Origin of the sequence: Pseudomonas sp. MEJ108, from assembly GCF_030208985.1 — a bacterium.
Taxonomy (GTDB): Bacteria; Pseudomonadota; Gammaproteobacteria; order Pseudomonadales; family Pseudomonadaceae; genus Aquipseudomonas; species Aquipseudomonas fragariae.
The window spans coordinates 16472-33265 of sequence record NZ_JARVSW010000019.1 but is presented as its reverse complement, the minus strand read 5'-3'; the positions used below and the strand labels follow the sequence as shown (position 1 = coordinate 33265).

Genomic DNA, 16794 nt, shown 5'->3' with positions numbered 1-16794 from the left:
CAACCACATGGATCAAACGGCATTCGCTGGGTGATCGCTTCTTGCCCGAATGGCGCGATGAGCGTTTGAATCCATTCTTGAACCCTTTTCAGGAGACCCTGCCATGACCGATCTTTCCAACCGCCAGTTCCTGCTCGCCAAACGCCCTTCGGGCGATGCGCGCCGTGAAGACTTCACCTATCAGGAAGTCCCGGTCAGCGCACTTGCCGACGGGCAGATTCTGGTCAGGAGCAAATACCTGTCACTGGACCCGGCAATGCGTGGCTGGATGAATGAGGGCAAATCCTACATTCCAGCCGTAGAGCTGGGCGAAGTGATGCGTGCCATCGGCGTGGGTGAAGTAATAGAATCGAAAAACCCCAAGTTCGCCGTAGGTGACCATGTTCAGGGACGCCTGGGCGTGCAGGACTACTTTGCCGGTGAACCAAAGGGCTTCTACAAGGTGGACACCAACCTTGCGCCCCTGCCCCTTTATCTATCGGCACTGGGCATGACCGGCATGACCGCCTATCTGGCGCTGCTGGACGTCGGCCAACCGAAAAGCGGTGACACCGTGGTGATTTCCGGTGCGGCTGGCGCTGTCGGCAGCATCGCCGGGCAGATTGCCAAGCTCAAGGGCTGCCGTGTGGTCGGCATCGCGGGAGGCACGGCAAAATGCCGTCTGCTGACCGAGGAGCTGGGCTTTGACGCAGCCATCGACTACAAATCCGAAGACGTCATGGACGGTCTGAAACGCCACTGCCCGGATGGTGTGAACGTGTACTTCGACAACGTCGGTGGCGACATCCTCGATGCGGCGCTCAGCCAGCTGGCGGTCGGCGCTCGTGTGGTGATCTGTGGTGCCATCAGCCAGTACAACAGCACCAAGGCGATCAAAGGCCCGGCCAACTACATGTCGCTGCTGGTCAACCGCGCTCGCATGGAAGGCTTCATCGTACTGGACCATCCGGAACGCTATGCAGAAGCGGGTCAGGTCATGGCCGGCTGGATCAAGGAAGGCAAGCTCAAGAGCAAGGAGCACATCGTAGAAGGCCTCGAGACGTTCCCGGAGACCTTCCAGATGCTGTTCAGCGGTGAGAATCAGGGCAAGCTGATCCTGAAAGTGGAATAAACCCGCGGGCTTTTCGCAGCGTCACAGCTCTTCGCCACTCTGTGGGTAGAGCCGTGATGTTACGCATCCATCTACTCAAGCCAGCTCGGCAACCACCGCCGCCAGGGCCTTCGCCGGATCTGCCGCCTGACTGATCGGGCGACCGATGACAAGGTAGTCAGAGCCTGCATCCAGTGCCTGACGAGGGGTCAGGATACGACGCTGATCGTCCTGCGCACTGCCCGCCGGACGGATGCCGGGCGTCACCAGTTGCAACGACGGGTGAGCGGCTTTCAGGGCCTGCGCTTCCAGTGCCGAGCAGACCAGACCATCCATTCCGGCCTTCTCGGCCAGAGCCGCAAGGCGCAGCACCTGTACCTGCGGGTCGATGTCCAGGCCGATACCGGCCAGGTCTTCACGTTCCATGCTGGTCAGAACGGTCACGCCGATCAGCAACGGCTGTGGACCGGTGCGCTGCTCAAGCACTTCCCGACAAGCCGCCATCATGCGCAAGCCGCCCGAGCAGTGCACATTGACCATCCACACGCCCATCTCGGCCGCTGCCTTGACCGCCATCGCCGTGGTGTTGGGGATGTCGTGGAATTTGAGATCCAGAAACACCTCGAAACCCTTGTCCCGCAAGGTCTCGACGATGTCCGATGCACAGCTGGTGAACAGTTCCTTGCCGACCTTGACCCTGCACAGTTCGGGATCGAGCTGATCAGCCAGGCGCAAGGCGGCTTCGCGGGTCGGAAAATCCAGGGCGACGATGACAGGAGTCTGGCAGGCGGACATGAGCGTGGTCTCAGGTAAGTCGAAATCGGCGCGCATTGTAGCCGAACCGGCGCACCGGCGGGACCCATCGATCGGCATTTGCCCGAACAGCGTCCTGAGACTTCTGAATTCCATGCACCCCTGGCGGTCATCGCCGCACCAAACCGGATCAAACCTGTACAACGAGTTGAATCGATTCACCCTGACGTTCTGTAAACGACCCGTTTTGAAGCATCACGACAGTGATCCGTGCACTGGCACGGCCTCTGCAACAGGATGTTTCAACGTTTATCGAATCCCAGGGAGAGAACAATGAGCACACAACTCAAGCCGACGCTCGGCACGATTCATTTATGGGGGATCGCGGTAGGGCTGGTGATTTCCGGCGAATACTTCGGCTGGAGCTACGGCTGGGGCGTTGCGGGTACGCTGGGCTTTTTGGTAACAGCCCTGATGGTTGCCACCATGTACACCTGTTTCATTTTCAGTTTTACCGAGCTCACCACCGCCATCCCGCACGCCGGCGGTCCGTTCGCCTACAGCCGTCGTGCCTTTGGCGAAAAAGGCGGACTGATCGCAGGCATGGCCACCCTGATCGAATTCGTCTTTGCGCCACCGGCCATTGCCATGGCGATCGGTGCGTACCTTAATGTGCAATACCCGGGGCTGGACCCCAAGCATGCGGCAGTCGGCGCCTACATCGTCTTCATGGCGCTCAACATCGTGGGCGTGAAGCTCGCCGCAACCTTCGAGCTGGTGGTGTGCATTCTGGCCGTCGCCGAGTTGCTGGTGTTCATGGGCGTCGTCGCGCCTGCCTTCAGTTTCAGCAACTTCGCCCTCAACGGCTGGGCCGGCTCGCAGACCTTCGGACCCGAAGCCATTGCCGGCATGTTCGCTGCCATCCCCTTCGCCATCTGGTTCTTCCTGGCCATCGAAGGCGCTGCAATGGCCGCCGAAGAAGCCAAGGACCCGAAACGCACCATCCCGAAGGCCTACATCAGTGGCATTCTGACCTTGGTGATACTGGCGATCGGCGTCATGCTGTTTGCCGGTGGCGTGGGCGACTGGCGCACCCTGGCCAACATCAACGATCCGCTGCCGCAGGCCATGAAAGCCGTGGTCGGTGACAGTTCCGGCTGGCTGCACATGCTGGTGTGGATCGGCCTGTTCGGTCTGGTCGCCAGCTTCCACGGGATCATCATGGGTTACTCGCGCCAGTTCTTCGCCCTCGCCCGCGCCGGCTACCTGCCCGCCTCGCTGGCCAGGCTTTCGCGCTTCCAGACGCCGCACCGGGCAATCATCGCCGGCGGTCTGATCGGCATCGCCGCGATCTACAGCGACGGCCTGATCAACCTGAGTGGCATGACGCTGACCGCTGCGATGATCACCATGGCCGTGTTCGGCGCCATCGTCATGTACATCATGAGCATGCTCAGCCTGTTCAAACTGCGCAAGACCGAGCCTGGCCTGGAGCGCACGTTCCGCGCCCCCGGTTATCCGGTAGTGCCCGGCATCGCCCTGGCGCTGGCCGTCGTGTGTCTGGTGGCAATGGCCTGGTTCAACGCATTGATCGGCCTGATTTTCCTCGGCCTGATGGCCATCGGCTTCATCTACTTCAGCCTGACCGCCAAATTGCGTGCCGACGCGCCGACCGACGCGATGCTGACCGGGGAGTAACTGCCAGGTTCCAAGGGGTTGCGGGCGAATGCTTTCGCACGCAACCCTTCAGGGCGCATACTCTTGAACCATTAGGCAGCCGTGCTGCTCAAAGCGGTATCACAATAAGGAGAGCGCTATGCCCTGGTATGCCTGGTTAATTCTGCTCGTAGCCATTGGCTCGATCGTCGGCGGTCTGATGATGCTGCGCGACACAGCCAAGAAACTGCCCCTCACCGAAGAACAGCTCAAGCGCGTCCACGAGCGCAACGCAGAAATGGATGCCAAGGACACCAACGACCGCTGAGTGCCTCCGGGTGGCAGGCGCAAAACCTGCCCCTCTGCTAGTTGCCGGGCATCCCGGCATTCACCGGAAGCACCTTGATGTGCAGCGGCTCGAAAATCTTCGCCAGTTGCCCATCTGCACGCAGCCTTTCCAGTAGCTGCTTGAAGTGCGGCACATCAATATTGCCATTCGGACGCAACAACGCGTATTGACGGTAGACCTGATCGACACGCTCGGACACCATCAGTTGCGCCGCTTCTTCCTTGTTACGCGCCATGAAATCAATCAGATACGAACGGGTAACGGGCGCAACATCGGCGCGGCCACGCACCACCATCAGCAAATTGCTGTCGTGGGAGTACGTGGAGGTAATGGTGAAGTGCTCGCTCAGGTACTTCTGATCGGTATTGAAGTTGGCAAATCCATAATGATAGCCACTGAACAGTGCCAGACGTTTGTCAGCCAGGGTGTCGAAGTAATCCTGCCCACGTCCTTCCACTCGGCGCGCCACATAGACCTCGGCATCCTCGAGCCCCATATCGATCTGTTCATGGGGAATGTCCTTCCAGCCCCAGCCGGGGTTTTCGAAGACTGCAACATCGAAACGCCCTTCCGTGAAGTCACGAAAACGCCGAGGCACTGAAGTGGGGACCATCACGAATTCATAGGCGTCCTGCTCGCCATTCAGGGCATTGATCAGTTGGGGTAAAAGACCGGTGTCTTCACCTTTTTCAGGACGCACCATATAAGGGGGGAAATGCACTGCGGCCACCCGCACGATCTGCGCGGCGAAGACCTGCGGCGTTGCCATCAACGGAATGAAGAGCATGACACCGGTAACGATCGTGCGCGCCATACCGTCAATTAACACTGCAAGTCTTTTCATAAAACACGACATCAATCAAAGCCATTCAAACTATGCGGTTTCCAGGATTTAAACAACTGTCAAATCGACAGCGTCAGCGCTCTGCGGTGCGCTTGCAGTATTCGAACAGGCAAGTGAACGCCGCCTGCTAGGCACCAATGCAATCACCTGTGGTCACTGTAGGGGCAGTTGTAACAACAAGAATGCCGATGCAAAGCCCTGAGTGTGCGCAACGGGTTAATCTGGCTACGCTCAAGCCATTGACTATCGTAAGGAAGCTGGATGATGCCGCACTGGCTGGTGATTGATCTTGAGGCCACGACCGAAGAAGGTGGATGGCCGGTCGCAGAAATGGAAGTCATCGAGATAGGCGCGACGCTGGTCAATCAGGACGGACGCGAGCTGGACCATTTCGAACGCTTCGTGCGCCCGGCACGCAGGCCGTTGCTGACCCATTTCTGCCGCGAGCTGACCCATATCAACCAGAGCAGCATCGACAGCGCCGCGCCGCTGACGACGGTGTGGCCGCAGTTCGAGCGCTGGTTGAGCCATCATCGGGCACGCATCGTGGGCTGGGCCAGCTGGGGGGACTACGATCGTCAGCAACTGGAAGAGGAATGGCGCCACCACCACCTCGACAGTGCGCTGTCCAGCATGCCGCACGTCAATCTCAAACAGCGTTTCGCCCAGGCCCGCCACTTGCAGAAACCGATAGGGCTGAACAGTGCCTTGCAACTGGCAGGCATGCAGTTCAGCGGGCAACAACACCGCGCCCTGGTCGATGCGCGCAATACTGCCAGGCTGCTGCCGTTGATCCTGCCCAATTGAATGCTACTGCAGGTCGACGTTTCGTCAGCGTCGACGTGCAAGGGGCGTGACGAGTTTTACCGTGTTGGGCATACTGGCGAGCCATTTTCAGCCCTTTCAAAAGGAACCGCCCATGTTCAAGGTCAACGAGTACTTCGACGGCACCGTCAAATCCATCGCCTTCACCCAGGCCGATGGTGAGGCAACCATCGGTGTCATGGCAGCGGGCGAATATGAGTTCGGTACGGCGCAACGGGAAATCATGCACGTGATCTCCGGCGAGTTGAGCGTGAAGCTTCCGGACAGCACTGACTGGGAAACCTTTGCCACCGGCAACCAGTTCAACGTACCGGCCAACAGCAAGTTCCAGATCAAGGTCAAAGTCGATACCGCCTACCTGTGCGAATATCGCTGAGGCTCAGCGAGTGGGAGGCTTGACCTCCCACGTTCCCCACAAGCCCTTCTCGCCCTCTCCTACTCAACCCCGGCATTGAACTGCAACGCCGCCAGTCGCGCATAAAGCGGGTTGCTGGCGATCAACTGCTGATGGGTGCCCACCGCGACCAACCGCCCCTGATCCATGACGGCAATCCGGTCGGCATTCTGCACCGTGGCCAGCCGGTGGGCGATGACCAGCGTGGTACGCCCCTGCATCAAGCTCGGCAGAGCCTGTTGAATCAAGTGCTCACTCTGCGCGTCCAGCGCACTGGTCGCCTCGTCCAGCAACAGAATCGGCGCATCGACCAGCAAGGCTCGGGCAATCGCCAGACGCTGCCGCTGTCCGCCGGACAAGCCCACCCCGCCCTCACCCAGATGCGTACGGTAGCCGTCGGCCATGTCGAGAATGAATTCATGCGCATGGGCAATGCGCGCCGCCGCCTGCACCTGCTCGAGGCTCGCAGTGGCGTTACCGTAACGAATGTTGTCCTCGACAGTGCCGAAAAACAGCGCGGGCGATTGTGAAACCAGCGCGAAGCAGCGGCGCAGGTCATGGGGATCGAGCTGCGCGATCGGCACGCCCTCGATCAGGATGCGCCCTTGAATCGGGTCGTAAAAACGCAACAGCAGATCGAGGATGGTCGACTTGCCTGCTCCGGAGGGCCCGACCAGCGCCAAGGTTTCACCAGGCTCGACGCTCAGGGTCAAATTATCCAGGGCATTGCGCTCGGGACGCGACGGGTAAGCGAAGGTGACATTCTCCAGCGCCAGACGCCCGCTGATGCGCGGTGGCAGGCTCTGCAGGTCGGTGGTGGGCACGCTGATCTCGCTGCGCGCCTGAAGCAGCTCGCCGATCCGCTCTGCGGCACCGGCGGCGCGCTGCAGATCGCCAATCACCTCACTCAACGTGCCGAACGCCATGCCGACCATCAGCGCGTAGAACACGAACGCTGCCAGCTCACCGCTGGAAATGCGGCCGCTGATCACGTCCATGCCGCCCACCCACAACATCACCGCCACCGCCCCCAGCACCAGGACGATCACCAGCGTGATCAGCCAGGAACGCTGCAGGATGCGCTTGCGAGCGGTCTCGAACGCCTGCTCCACCGTATACGAGAAACGCTGCTTGTCCTGCTGCTGGTGATTGTAGGCCTGCACCGTCTTGATCTGCCCCAGGGCCTCGGCCACGTAGCTGCCCACATTGGCGACCCGGTCCTGACTCTCGCGCGACAGGTTTCGTACCCGCCGCCCGAACATGAGAATAGGCGCGATGATCAGCGGTAACGCCACCACCACGATGCTGGTGAGTTTGGGATTGGTGATGAACAACAGCACGATGCCGCCGATGACCATCAGCGCATTGCGCAGGAACATCGACAGTGACGAGCCGATCACCGACTGCAACAGCGTGGTGTCGGCGGTCAGTCGCGACTGGATTTCCGAACTGCGATTGTTCTCGTAGAAGCCCGGATGCAGCTCGATCAGGTGATCGAACACCTTCTTGCGCAAGTCGGCAACCACACGCTCGCCGATCCATGACACCAGATAGAAACGGGCGAAGGTTCCGACGGCGAGGCCGACCGTCAGCAGCATGAAAAACCCGATCGAGCGCTCGAGCAACTGCGGTGAACGGGTCATGAAACCCTGATCGACCATCAGTTTGATGCCCTGCCCGATCGACAGGGTGATGCCCGCGGTAATGACCAGTGCCAGCAATGCGCCGAGCGCCTGCCAGCGATACGGCGCGATGAAACTCGCAGCCAGACGCAAGGCCTGGCGATGACGTCGGGTAATCCGTGAAATCATGAACGATGAACCTGCCTGTCTGCCCGATCTGTCTGAATTGCAAAGCCTACACCTGTGTTGCCGGGCGCGCCGAACATCATTTCGAATGAACTTGCGGCCGGTTTCCAGAGTCAGGTTATGACTGCTTTACAGAGGCCGCTATAAGACATCGATCTAAGCGTCTGCTGGCAGATTTGCATCATATCTGTTGCACTTGGAGCGCGTTTGAGCGGCTGACAGTACGTGTCACGGACCGGTCATCAAGCGCGGTTAACTTAACGCCGTTACCTGATGAAAGGAGAAACACCATGAACCCGCAAGAGCGCAGCAACGAAGTTCAAGTCGTTCGAGCCACGCCCAATCTGCCGGTTGGCGGTGCAGTTCTCGACCAGCACGGGGAAGAAGTCCTGATCACCGAAGAAATGGTTCAGGCTGCCTGCCAGGAATGCGATAAGAACTGGGTAACCCCGGAAAAATAAAACCGAGCCGTACCAGACAGTTGAAACCCGACCACTTGGTCGGGTTTTTTATTGTCCGCCAGCCCGGCTGGCGATCAGACCAGCACCGCACCCAGCGCGCGCACCAGTTGCGCCAACGCCTCGGACTCGCCCTCCAGGCGCACCTTCAGCCCTTCTATTTCCCGGCGTGGCGGGTACTGCTTGCGCAATACATCAAAGGCCAGACGCTGGCTGGCGGTGTCACCGGTCAGGCTGCGGCGGAAGTCCGCATCGTCACGTCGCGGGTCATACACGCCGCGGCACAGCATGTTAAGTGCCCAGACCGGGTCGCAGGCCGCGTCGAGACTGACCTGGGCCAGCCAGGGTTTTGGCAGCAGATCGTCCAGCTCGATCGTCGCAGGCTGATCAAGAAAGCCGCACAGCGCCTGATAGATCTGTGCCGTGCCGCGCTGCCTGCCATCCAGGCTGTAGCCGGCGATATGCGGTGTCCCCAGAACGCACAGATCAGCGAGTGCGACGTTGACCTGCGGCTCGCCTTCCCACACATCCAGCACGGCCTGCAGGTCTTCCCGTTCAAGCAGGACGTCATGCAGCGCCGCGTTATCCACTATGGCGCCACGGCTGGCATTGATCAGCCAGGCGCCTTGCCGAAGCTGACGCAGGCGCGCGTCGTCAAGCAGATGCCAGGTCGGTGACGCTCCGGTTTTGCTCAGCGGCGTGTGCAGGCTGATGACGTCACAGCGATGCAGGATCTCGTCGAGGCTGACGAAGTCACCGCCTTCGGCAGCCTGGCGTGGCGGATCGCAGACCAGCACGTTCCAGCCCAGGGCCCTCAATACGCTGATCAGCCGAGCGCCCACCTGCCCTGCACCGACCACTCCATAGGTGCGCTGCGCAAGGTCGACACCTTCGATTTCAGCCAGGGTCAGCAGGCTGCCGAGCACGTAGTCCACCACGCCACGCGCATTGCAGCCCGGAGCACTGGCCCACTGGATACCGGCTTGCTGAAACCAGTCCAGATCCAGGTGATCGGTGCCGATGGTGCAGGTCCCGACAAAACGTACCGGGCTGCCTTCAAGCAGTTCGCGGGTCACTGCGGTGACCGAGCGAACCAGCAGGATGTCGGCATCCGCCACCGCGGCGCGGTCCATGGCGCGGCCCGGCAAGCGATGGATTTCACCAAAGTGAGCAAAAAAGGCGTCGAGCAGGGGAATATTTTCGTCGGCAACAATGCGCATGGAAGACTCTCTGGGTCTGGCGAACAAGGACCTGCTCGAATCGGGAACAGGCGTGTCGTGAACAGGCGCGGGTTGCAGCGATATGGCGATCAGTCGGACTTCTTGCGGATCCAGTAGAGGAACGTGCCCTCTTCGGCTTGCTCGGCAACCAGTTCGTGACCGAGGAATACACAGAATTTCGGAATATCGCGACGCGTGGACGGATCGGTTGCAATGACCTTGAGCAGACCGCCCGCAGGCAGATCACGCACCTTCTGGTGCAACATCATCACCGGTTCCGGACAAAACAGCCCTACGGCGTCCAGCTCGGCGTCGACAGTGAGGTTTTCAATGGGCTCAGACATGGGGCACTCCAGAGACGGGGGAGGATTGTCGCTCAATTCAGTCGATCAGGCCAAATGCTGATGGCGGCGCGCGGCCAGACAGCAGACAGAAAAATGCCAGGCACAGGGCCTGGCATTGATCATGAGCCGGGCGACCGTCAGAACGGCAGCTTCATACCGGGCGGCAACTGCATGCCAGCGGTCATGGAAGCCGTCTTGTCCTGGCTGGCCTGCTCGATCTTGCGCACGGCGTCGTTGACGGCGGCGGCGATCAGGTCTTCCAGCACTTCCTTGTCTTCCTGCATCAGGCTGTCATCCAGGTTGATACGCTTGACGTCATGACGACCGGTCATCACCACGCTGACCAGGCCTGCGCCCGATTGACCGGTGACTTCCGCGTTGGCCAGTTCTTCCTGCATCTTGGCCATTTTTTCCTGCATTTGCTGCGCCTGCTTCATCAGGCCAGCCATGCCACCTTTCATCATGGGATATCTCCTCGAAAATGGATGGTTCGTTTGCGTGGCGCCAGCGGCACCCTGTATTCAGTTATTGAGCCTGCACCGCAGGCGCGTCAACGGGTTTGATCGTGTCTTCCCGGATCACAGCGCCGAACTGTTGCAGCATCTGCTGGATGTACGGGTCGGCCTGGATCGAGGCTTCGGCCTGGCGCTGGCGCTCGGCACGCAGCCGTGAAGCGGCCTGCGCAGGGGTTTCCTGCTCGGGCTTGATCAGCTCGATACTCAGATTGATCGTGCGCCCATGGTACTGGTTCAACGCATCGTTCAGACGCCGCTGCTGAGTCGAGTTGAACAGCGCGCTGTGCGCCGGGTCCAGGTGCAGCAGCCAGTTATCGCCATCGACCGAGATCAATGTGCAGTTGGCCGCGATGCTGCCGGTCATGCCGGAGATCGGCAGCTTGGGGAACACGTCCAGCCACTCGGCCGCAAGACCGGTGGCCGGTTTGGCGGCCGGAGCAGGCTCCGGCTCGACCGCTTCAAGCTCGACGACACTTTCGTGGGCCAGCTCGTCCAGATAGCTGTAGGACGCCGGGTCTATGTCGATATCCGGCTCGACGTAATCATCATCCGCTGGCGGTTCGTCATCACGCCCCATCGGCCCGGAGTCGGAAGACATCGAATCGGTGTGCGTGGACAGATACGCAGAGTCCGGGATGGCTTCGAGCATTGCCGGCGCGTCCTGCTGCCCGGCAACCGGCTGCTCAGGCTCGGCCTCGGGTGCGGCCGGCACCGGGCTGGCGGGCGCAGGCGTCGGCATGGGCGTCAGGTCAGGCTGCTCGGAAACGGTCTCCAGAACCGGCTCGGCGACTGGCTCGGTATCGGTATCGGTATCGGTATCAGGCGCAGTTTCGGCGGCGGGTTCGGCAGCCGGGGATTTCGGCTCATTCCACGGCAGGTCGAGGTCTTCGACTGGCGCGGCTTGTGGCTCTGGCTTCGATTCCGGCTGCACCGCGGGCTCTGGCCGGGCGGCGGGCGGCTTCGGCGCCGCTGCAGGCGGCAGCGCTTCGAAGGCCGGATCGGGCGCAGCCATCACCGGAGCGCTCGACACTGCGGGAGCTGCCGATGCAACAGGTGTCGCATCAGCCACTGCTTTTCGGGAATCAACCGTGGCCTGGCTGATCCCCACTGGCTTTAGCGGCTGCCTCGGCGCGTCCTCGCTGTCGGCAGGACGAAACGCCAGCATACGCAGCAGGACCATCTCGAAGCCGCCACGCGGATCAGGGGCCAGTGGCAAGTCACGACGACCAATCAAGCCCATCTGGTAGTAAAACTGCACATCTTCGGCAGGCAGGGCCTGCGCCAGGGCCAGCACCCGGTCACGATCGCCGTGACCGTTGTCGACGCCTTCCGGCAGCGCCTGGGCAATCGCCACACGGTGCAGCACGTTGAGAATTTCCGAGAGCACGCCATTCCAGTCAGGGCCCTGCTCGGCCAGATGGCGTACCGCCTCCAGCACCCCGCGGGCATCGCCTTCCAGCAACGCGGTCAGTACATCGAAGACCTGGCCGTGGTCCAGCGTGCCGAGCATGGCACGTACATCGGCAGCCATGACCTTGCCTTCACCGAAGGCAATGGCCTGATCGGTGAGGCTCATCGCATCACGCATCGAACCGTCGGCGGCGCGCCCGAGCAGCCACAGCGCGTCGTCTTCGAACGGCACGTTCTCGACGCCCAGCACGTGGGTGAGGTGCTCGACAACGCGCTCAGGCGTCATGTTTTTCAACGAGAACTGCAGGCAGCGCGACAGAATGGTCGCCGGCAGTTTTTGCGGATCGGTGGTGGCCAGGATGAACTTGACGTAGGGCGGCGGCTCTTCAAGCGTCTTGAGCAAGGCGTTGAACGAGTGGCTGGAAAGCATGTGCACTTCGTCGATCAGGTAGACCTTGAAGCGACCGCGACTGGGCGCGTACTGCACGTTATCCAGCAGCTCGCGCGTGTCTTCGACCTTGGTGCGGCTGGCGGCGTCGATTTCGATCAGGTCGACGAAACGGCCCTCGTCGATCTCCTTGCACACCGAGCAGGTGCCGCAAGGCGTCGAAGTAATGCCGGTTTCACAGTTCAGGCACTTGGCGATGATCCGCGCGATAGTCGTCTTGCCGACGCCCCGTGTGCCGGTGAACAGATAGGCATGGTGCAGGCGCTGGCTGTCCAGCGCGTTGATCAGGGCCTTCAACACATGAGCCTGGCCGACCATTTCGCGGAACGAGCGCGGACGCCATTTACGTGCAAGAACCTGATAACTCATTTAAAACCGTCGCAACTGGTAAGCGGAAGACCGCCAATGCTAGCCGAGCAGGGGCAAAATTGCATCTGGTGTCCGCCTCTATTGTGGCTAAGCTGTGCAAATGACTCTATTGACGCGCTTTATCCGGGCCTTTACCACGCCGCGGCTGCCTCGTGCAGCGGCGGTCTGCCTGCTATTGCTGTTGCCGCAAAACGGCAGCGCGGCGCAGAGGACCTTGAGCTTTGCGGTCAACGAAGGCTGGACCATGCCGATGATGCACATCACCGACTTTCGTCCCGAATCCGGCATTCTGTTCGACATCATGCAAAGCCTTGCGCACCAGGTGGGCCTCGAAGCCCGTTATCACGTGATGCCGCGCCTGCGTATCCAGTCGGCGCTCGAGCGCGGCGAAGTCGACATGCACTGTTACAGCGCCCAGGCGTGGTACCCCGACCTTTCCGGCGACTACCTGTGGAGCCTGCCGATTCTCTATCAGCGCGACTGGCTGGTCGCTTCGGCCGCAACAGCTGCCGGCCCCTACCCCGAGCAGTTCGACAACGAAACCGTCGGCACCGTGCTGGGCTACACCTACCCGGCCCTCGAGCACCTTTTCGAAACTCATCAACTGGTCCGTGAAGATGCACGCACGCAAAACCAGACGCTCGGCAAGCTGATGGCCGGGCGCTACAACTACGCGGTGACCAATCAGTTGATCCTCGAATGGACCAACCGGAACCTGCCTGACGGCAAGAAACTCAAGCCGATCTCACTGGTCGCCGAACAGCCGGCCGCCTGCATGATCCGCAATAACCCCGAACTGCCAGTGGGCAGAATTTTGCGCACGCTGGTGCAGATGCGTCTGTCGGGCGAGATCCAGCAAATCATCGATCACTACACCACACCCACCGCACCCTGATCCTTGATCTGCGCTGTCGCAATAGCGTCATATTCCATGGTTACGCTCGCGTGAAATCTTTGGTAACACATTAACCAGCGCGAGTATTTGGCGATGAGCGACAGACCAGACGACGAAGAGACCAACGAAAACCCCAGCCGCCGTCGTTTTCTGGGCGGGATGGCTGCCCTGGGTGCAGGTGTCACCCTTAGCAGTTACGTTTCTGCCCACGAGAAGCCGCCTGGCGACAACGAACGGCATCATCACCTTGCCGGACCCGCGCTGGATCGCGCCTTGCGCGAAAATGTGAAAACCATTGTGGTGATCTACGCCGAGAACCGCAGCTTCAATAACCTGTTCGGCGATTTCCCCGGTGTCGAAAAGCCGCTCTCCTCGCTCAGGCCTTCCGATTACGAGCAGCGCGACCGCGACGGCACGCGCTTGTCCAAACTGCCCCCGGCCTGGGGCGGCGTGCTGCAGGTCGGACCGCAAACCGTCGATGGCGTGACCTATCCGGTGGGCGAGCAATTTCAGCAAGACCTGCCCAACGCGCCGTTCCCGCTCAAGGGACCAAACGGTGAAGACCTGCCGCTGAGCCTGGTGACCCGCGACCTGTGGCACGTCTTTTACCAGAACCAGATGCAGATCAACGACGGCAAGAACGACCGCTTCGTGGCCTGGGCCGATGCAGGCGGCCTGACCATGGGCAACTACGCACAGACTCAGTACTCGTTGCGCCTGTGGGATGTGGCCGAGGAGTTCGTACTGTGTGACAACTTCTTTCAGGGTGCTTTCGGCGGCTCGTTCCTCAACCACCAGTACCTGATTTCAGCCACGGCGCCTGTTTACCCGAACGCCGCCGAATCGCCGGCCAAGTCACAAATCGCCACCCTGCAGAGCTTCAACCCGCAGGACCCGCGCCTCAAACCGCTGGACAAGTCGCCAGCCAGCGCCATGGACGGGCCGCCACAATTCGGCCCCAGTGCCATCACGCCGGACAACTACGCCGTCAACACCATGGCCCCGCCGTACTGGCCAACCTGGCTGCGTGACCCGCAGAACCCTGATTACTCGAAACCGGATCTGCCCAACGTGCTGGTTCCGCAAAGCCACGAGCACATCGGTGACAAACTGTCGAAAAGGAATGTCGACTGGGCCTGGTATGCCGGTGCCTGGCAAGTGACGCTGGATGAATTCAAGGACTCCACCGGGATCCCGAAAATCCCCAACTTTCAATACCATCACCAGCCGTTCAACTACTTCAAGCAGCAGGGTCCGCAGCACCCTGAAGAGCGCAAGAAGCGCCTGCGTGATGGTGGCCTGGGTGACGAGTCGAGCACCAATCGCTTCCTCGCCGATGCCGAAGCGGGCAAGTTGCCTGCCGTTACCTTCTACAAACCCCAGGGCAACCTGAACATGCACGCCGGTTACGCCGACGTGGCTGCGGGTGACCGGCACATCGACCGGGTGATCAAGGTGCTGCGCAAGAGCCCGCAGTGGGACAACATGGTGATCGTCGTCACCGTCGACGAGAACGGCGGCTGGTGGGACCACGTTGCACCACCAAAAGGCGACCGCTTTGGTCCTGGCACGCGCATTCCCGCCCTGGTCATCTCCCCTTTCGCCCGCAAGGGCAAGGTCGACCACACGGTTTACGACACGGCCTCGATCCTGCGCCTGATCACCCGCGTGCATGGCCTGGAAAAGCTCGACGGCCTGAAACGCCGCGACGAGGCCATGATCGCGCGTGGCCAGACGCCAATGGGCGACCTGACCAACGCGCTGCAGTTTCCGGCCTGATTCGATCAGGTCGTCGCGTCGGCTGCTTCAAGCGCAGTCGGACGAGCGGTTTTAACCGGTGGCAGGGACGCCACGTACACCGTGCGGGACGGGAACGCGAAACGCACATCCAGTTCGGCAAAGGCTTCCATGATGTCCAGATTGATCGCCTGCTGCACATCCATATAGACGTTGTAGCTGGGGTCGAGCACGATGAAAACGGTCTCGAACTCCAGCGATGTCTCGCCAAAACCCCGAAAATGCGAACGGTCGAAACGTGCCAGTTTCTGCGCGTTGATGATCGCTTCGACTTTCTTCGGCACTTCCCTTATCTGATCGACCGAGCAGTCATAGGTCAGCCTGAACTCGAAGACAATGCGTCGTTCCTGCAAACGTTTGTAGTTCTGAATGGTGTTGTTGATCATGTCGGCGTTGGCCATCACGATCTGCTCGCCACCCAGGCTGCGGATTCGCGTGGTCTTGAGGCCCACGTGTTCGACCGTACCGGACAGCGCACCGACGACGATGAAGTCGCCGACCTCGAAAGGCTTGTCCACTGCGATGGACAGCGAGGCAAACACGTCGCCCAGAATGTTCTGCACCGCCAGCGCGACCGCAATGCCGCCGATCCCGAGGCTGGCGACAAACGCGGTGATATTGACCCCGACGTTGGACAGCATCGCCATGACCACCGTGGCCCACAGCAACACCTTCGCGCCCCACAGACTCAACGTGGCCAGCGCACTGCCCTGAAAGGTGCCGCCGGCGTTGTGACGCACGAAGTAGCGCTGCAACGCCAGCGCGATCGCCCGGTTCGCCCACAACCCGACCTGCAATGCGGCGACCACGAACCATAGGCTGCTGACCCGCCCGAGCCAGCGTTCCGGCAGATCGAGCATGCCGATGCCGATCAGGATCGAAGCCAGCAGCAATAACGTATTACTGGTGCCCGACAGCACCTGAACCACGATGTATCGCATATGCGTGCTGGGCGCCTGGGCACGCGAACGCATCTTTCTGAGCACAAAACCGATCACGCCCCTGACCAGAATAAAACTCAGGGTCGAGGCAAAAATAGCCAGTATCCAGTTAGCGAGCGATATGCCCAGAAATTGCGAGTCTGTGAAAAATCTGATGATGTCCTGTTCCATCCGGCCCCCGGCTCCACTGCTGCGAGACGCCTGACCGAAAAGCCTGTGACACCCGCAGCGACTTGAATTGCCCCTTGCCGTAAAACGGTTTCAAGCGACGCGTAAGGGGTTAGGTGGCACATGGCGCGGAGGGTTCAGACGAATTCGGATCGCATTACCGGCCGCTCTACATCAGGATGGCCACACGCGTTGCAAAAGGTATCCATGCGCGGACACAAAAGCAGGAATAGCTAAAGCGCGTTCGGCATATGGCGAGGGTTCGGAGGTACTGGGAGATAGGGGGATTGCAGTGCAACTGCGTCGAGGACCGACTGAAGATTCGTTAAGGTGGTGCCCCCACCAGCCACACCCCGGCACACAATGTTCCCGCTGTGGCTGCTTCCTTCCGGATCTGACCAGGTTCACGGGTAATCGTTGCGGGGGGACCGATGGGGTCACCATAACGACACTCACCAGTTGGTGAGCCGCGCCATTGTACCGGTCTTGCGCGAGTTTACAACCGTTGCT

16 protein-coding genes and 1 other RNA gene are annotated in these 16794 nt (G+C 60.6%); 8 read left to right on the top strand and 9 right to left on the bottom strand.

All coding sequences use genetic code 11. The annotated features are described in order from the left end of the window. The first annotated feature begins 103 nt into the window (after window positions 1-103). Window positions 104-1111 (top strand): NADP-dependent oxidoreductase, encoded by a 1008-nt coding sequence (locus QRN50_RS10065; protein WP_024643170.1) that lies wholly within the window; start codon window positions 104-106, stop codon window positions 1109-1111. A gap of 75 nt (window positions 1112-1186) precedes the next feature. Here QRN50_RS10065 and pyrF read toward each other — a convergent pair whose 3' ends face one another. Next, entirely contained in the window at window positions 1187-1885 is a 699-nt protein-coding gene (gene pyrF, locus QRN50_RS10060) for an orotidine-5'-phosphate decarboxylase (RefSeq protein WP_024640624.1), read from the bottom strand. A 291-nt stretch (window positions 1886-2176) separates the two neighbouring features. Between pyrF and eat the strand changes: the two genes are divergently transcribed. Further along, on the top strand, window positions 2177-3541 hold the full coding sequence (eat, locus tag QRN50_RS10055) for an ethanolamine permease (protein WP_024643168.1): 1365 nt from the start codon (window positions 2177-2179) through the stop codon (window positions 3539-3541). 118 nt (window positions 3542-3659) lie between these two features. Continuing rightward, the gene (locus QRN50_RS10050) at window positions 3660-3827 is read left to right on the top strand and encodes a DUF2897 family protein (RefSeq protein WP_032608059.1); all 168 of its coding nucleotides are present in this window, start codon (window positions 3660-3662) and stop codon (window positions 3825-3827) included. A gap of 37 nt (window positions 3828-3864) precedes the next feature. On the opposite strand, the gene QRN50_RS10045 is transcribed toward QRN50_RS10050, so the two are convergent. After that, window positions 3865-4704, bottom strand: a complete 840-nt coding sequence (locus QRN50_RS10045; RefSeq protein WP_024643167.1) for a substrate-binding periplasmic protein — start codon at window positions 4702-4704, stop codon at window positions 3865-3867. Between the two features lie 252 nt (window positions 4705-4956). On the opposite strand from QRN50_RS10045, the gene QRN50_RS10040 reads away from it, so the two are divergent. Further along, entirely contained in the window at window positions 4957-5499 is a 543-nt protein-coding gene (locus QRN50_RS10040; protein ID WP_003405835.1) for a 3'-5' exonuclease, read from the top strand. A 112-nt stretch (window positions 5500-5611) separates the two neighbouring features. Then, entirely contained in the window at window positions 5612-5893 is a 282-nt protein-coding gene (gene ppnP, locus QRN50_RS10035) for a pyrimidine/purine nucleoside phosphorylase (protein ID WP_003343080.1), read from the top strand. Window positions 5894-5952: 59 nt separating this feature from the next. Here the strand turns inward: ppnP and QRN50_RS10030 are convergent, their stop codons facing one another. Continuing rightward, a complete protein-coding gene (locus tag QRN50_RS10030; protein WP_096127150.1) occupies window positions 5953-7722 on the bottom strand; it encodes an ABC transporter transmembrane domain-containing protein in 1770 nt (589 codons plus the stop codon). Between the two features lie 287 nt (window positions 7723-8009). On the opposite strand from QRN50_RS10030, the gene QRN50_RS10025 reads away from it, so the two are divergent. Further along, window positions 8010-8180 carry a PA1571 family protein gene (locus tag QRN50_RS10025; RefSeq protein ID WP_003315168.1) on the top strand — a complete coding sequence of 57 codons (171 nt, stop codon included), beginning with the start codon at window positions 8010-8012 and terminating at the stop codon, window positions 8178-8180. A gap of 74 nt (window positions 8181-8254) precedes the next feature. Here the strand turns inward: QRN50_RS10025 and pdxB are convergent, their stop codons facing one another. From pdxB to dnaX, 4 genes are all read right to left on the bottom strand, one after another. Then, window positions 8255-9397: a 4-phosphoerythronate dehydrogenase PdxB gene (gene pdxB / locus QRN50_RS10020; protein ID WP_060400647.1), complete on the bottom strand. Its 1143-nt coding sequence runs from the start codon at window positions 9395-9397 to the stop codon at window positions 8255-8257. Between the two features lie 89 nt (window positions 9398-9486). Continuing rightward, window positions 9487-9741: a sulfurtransferase TusA gene (gene tusA, locus QRN50_RS10015; RefSeq protein ID WP_003371482.1), complete on the bottom strand. Its 255-nt coding sequence runs from the start codon at window positions 9739-9741 to the stop codon at window positions 9487-9489. Window positions 9742-9878: 137 nt separating this feature from the next. Next, window positions 9879-10205: a YbaB/EbfC family nucleoid-associated protein gene (locus QRN50_RS10010; RefSeq protein WP_002552818.1), complete on the bottom strand. Its 327-nt coding sequence runs from the start codon at window positions 10203-10205 to the stop codon at window positions 9879-9881. 61 nt (window positions 10206-10266) lie between these two features. After that, a complete protein-coding gene (dnaX, locus tag QRN50_RS10005; protein WP_060400648.1) occupies window positions 10267-12483 on the bottom strand; it encodes a DNA polymerase III subunit gamma/tau in 2217 nt (738 codons plus the stop codon). A 100-nt stretch (window positions 12484-12583) separates the two neighbouring features. Here dnaX and QRN50_RS10000 point away from each other — a divergent pair, with 100 nt between their 5' ends. Together QRN50_RS10000 and QRN50_RS09995 are read left to right on the top strand one after the other, a co-directional pair. Then, entirely contained in the window at window positions 12584-13378 is a 795-nt protein-coding gene (locus tag QRN50_RS10000; RefSeq protein ID WP_060400649.1) for a substrate-binding periplasmic protein, read from the top strand. Between the two features lie 93 nt (window positions 13379-13471). Beyond that, window positions 13472-15157 (top strand): acid phosphatase, encoded by a 1686-nt coding sequence (locus QRN50_RS09995; protein ID WP_024643164.1) that lies wholly within the window; start codon window positions 13472-13474, stop codon window positions 15155-15157. Between the two features lie 5 nt (window positions 15158-15162). On the opposite strand, the gene QRN50_RS09990 is transcribed toward QRN50_RS09995, so the two are convergent. Continuing rightward, window positions 15163-16287 carry a mechanosensitive ion channel family protein gene (locus tag QRN50_RS09990; protein WP_096127151.1) on the bottom strand — a complete coding sequence of 375 codons (1125 nt, stop codon included), beginning with the start codon at window positions 16285-16287 and terminating at the stop codon, window positions 15163-15165. 334 nt (window positions 16288-16621) lie between these two features. Further along, window positions 16622-16718, bottom strand: an RNA gene (gene ffs / locus QRN50_RS09985) — signal recognition particle sRNA small type. Window positions 16719-16794: the final 76 nt, after the last annotated feature.

Excerpts from the sequence above, each read along its gene's own strand:
- QRN50_RS10065 (WP_024643170.1), top strand. The coding sequence starts at position 104 with ATGACCGATCTTTCCAACCGCCAGTTCCTGCTCGCCAAACGCCCTTCG.
- pyrF (WP_024640624.1), bottom strand. The coding sequence starts at position 1,885 with ATGTCCGCCTGCCAGACTCCTGTCATCGTCGCCCTGGATTTTCCGACC.
- eat (WP_024643168.1), top strand. The coding sequence starts at position 2,177 with ATGAGCACACAACTCAAGCCGACGCTCGGCACGATTCATTTATGGGGG.
- QRN50_RS10050 (WP_032608059.1), top strand. The coding sequence starts at position 3,660 with ATGCCCTGGTATGCCTGGTTAATTCTGCTCGTAGCCATTGGCTCGATC.
- QRN50_RS10045 (WP_024643167.1), bottom strand. The coding sequence starts at position 4,704 with ATGTCGTGTTTTATGAAAAGACTTGCAGTGTTAATTGACGGTATGGCG.
- QRN50_RS10040 (WP_003405835.1), top strand. The coding sequence starts at position 4,957 with ATGCCGCACTGGCTGGTGATTGATCTTGAGGCCACGACCGAAGAAGGT.
- ppnP (WP_003343080.1), top strand. The coding sequence starts at position 5,612 with ATGTTCAAGGTCAACGAGTACTTCGACGGCACCGTCAAATCCATCGCC.
- QRN50_RS10030 (WP_096127150.1), bottom strand. The coding sequence starts at position 7,722 with ATGATTTCACGGATTACCCGACGTCATCGCCAGGCCTTGCGTCTGGCT.
- QRN50_RS10025 (WP_003315168.1), top strand. The coding sequence starts at position 8,010 with ATGAACCCGCAAGAGCGCAGCAACGAAGTTCAAGTCGTTCGAGCCACG.
- pdxB (WP_060400647.1), bottom strand. The coding sequence starts at position 9,397 with ATGCGCATTGTTGCCGACGAAAATATTCCCCTGCTCGACGCCTTTTTT.
- tusA (WP_003371482.1), bottom strand. The coding sequence starts at position 9,741 with ATGTCTGAGCCCATTGAAAACCTCACTGTCGACGCCGAGCTGGACGCC.
- QRN50_RS10010 (WP_002552818.1), bottom strand. The coding sequence starts at position 10,205 with ATGATGAAAGGTGGCATGGCTGGCCTGATGAAGCAGGCGCAGCAAATG.
- dnaX (WP_060400648.1), bottom strand. The coding sequence starts at position 12,483 with ATGAGTTATCAGGTTCTTGCACGTAAATGGCGTCCGCGCTCGTTCCGC.
- QRN50_RS10000 (WP_060400649.1), top strand. The coding sequence starts at position 12,584 with ATGACTCTATTGACGCGCTTTATCCGGGCCTTTACCACGCCGCGGCTG.
- QRN50_RS09995 (WP_024643164.1), top strand. The coding sequence starts at position 13,472 with ATGAGCGACAGACCAGACGACGAAGAGACCAACGAAAACCCCAGCCGC.
- QRN50_RS09990 (WP_096127151.1), bottom strand. The coding sequence starts at position 16,287 with ATGGAACAGGACATCATCAGATTTTTCACAGACTCGCAATTTCTGGGC.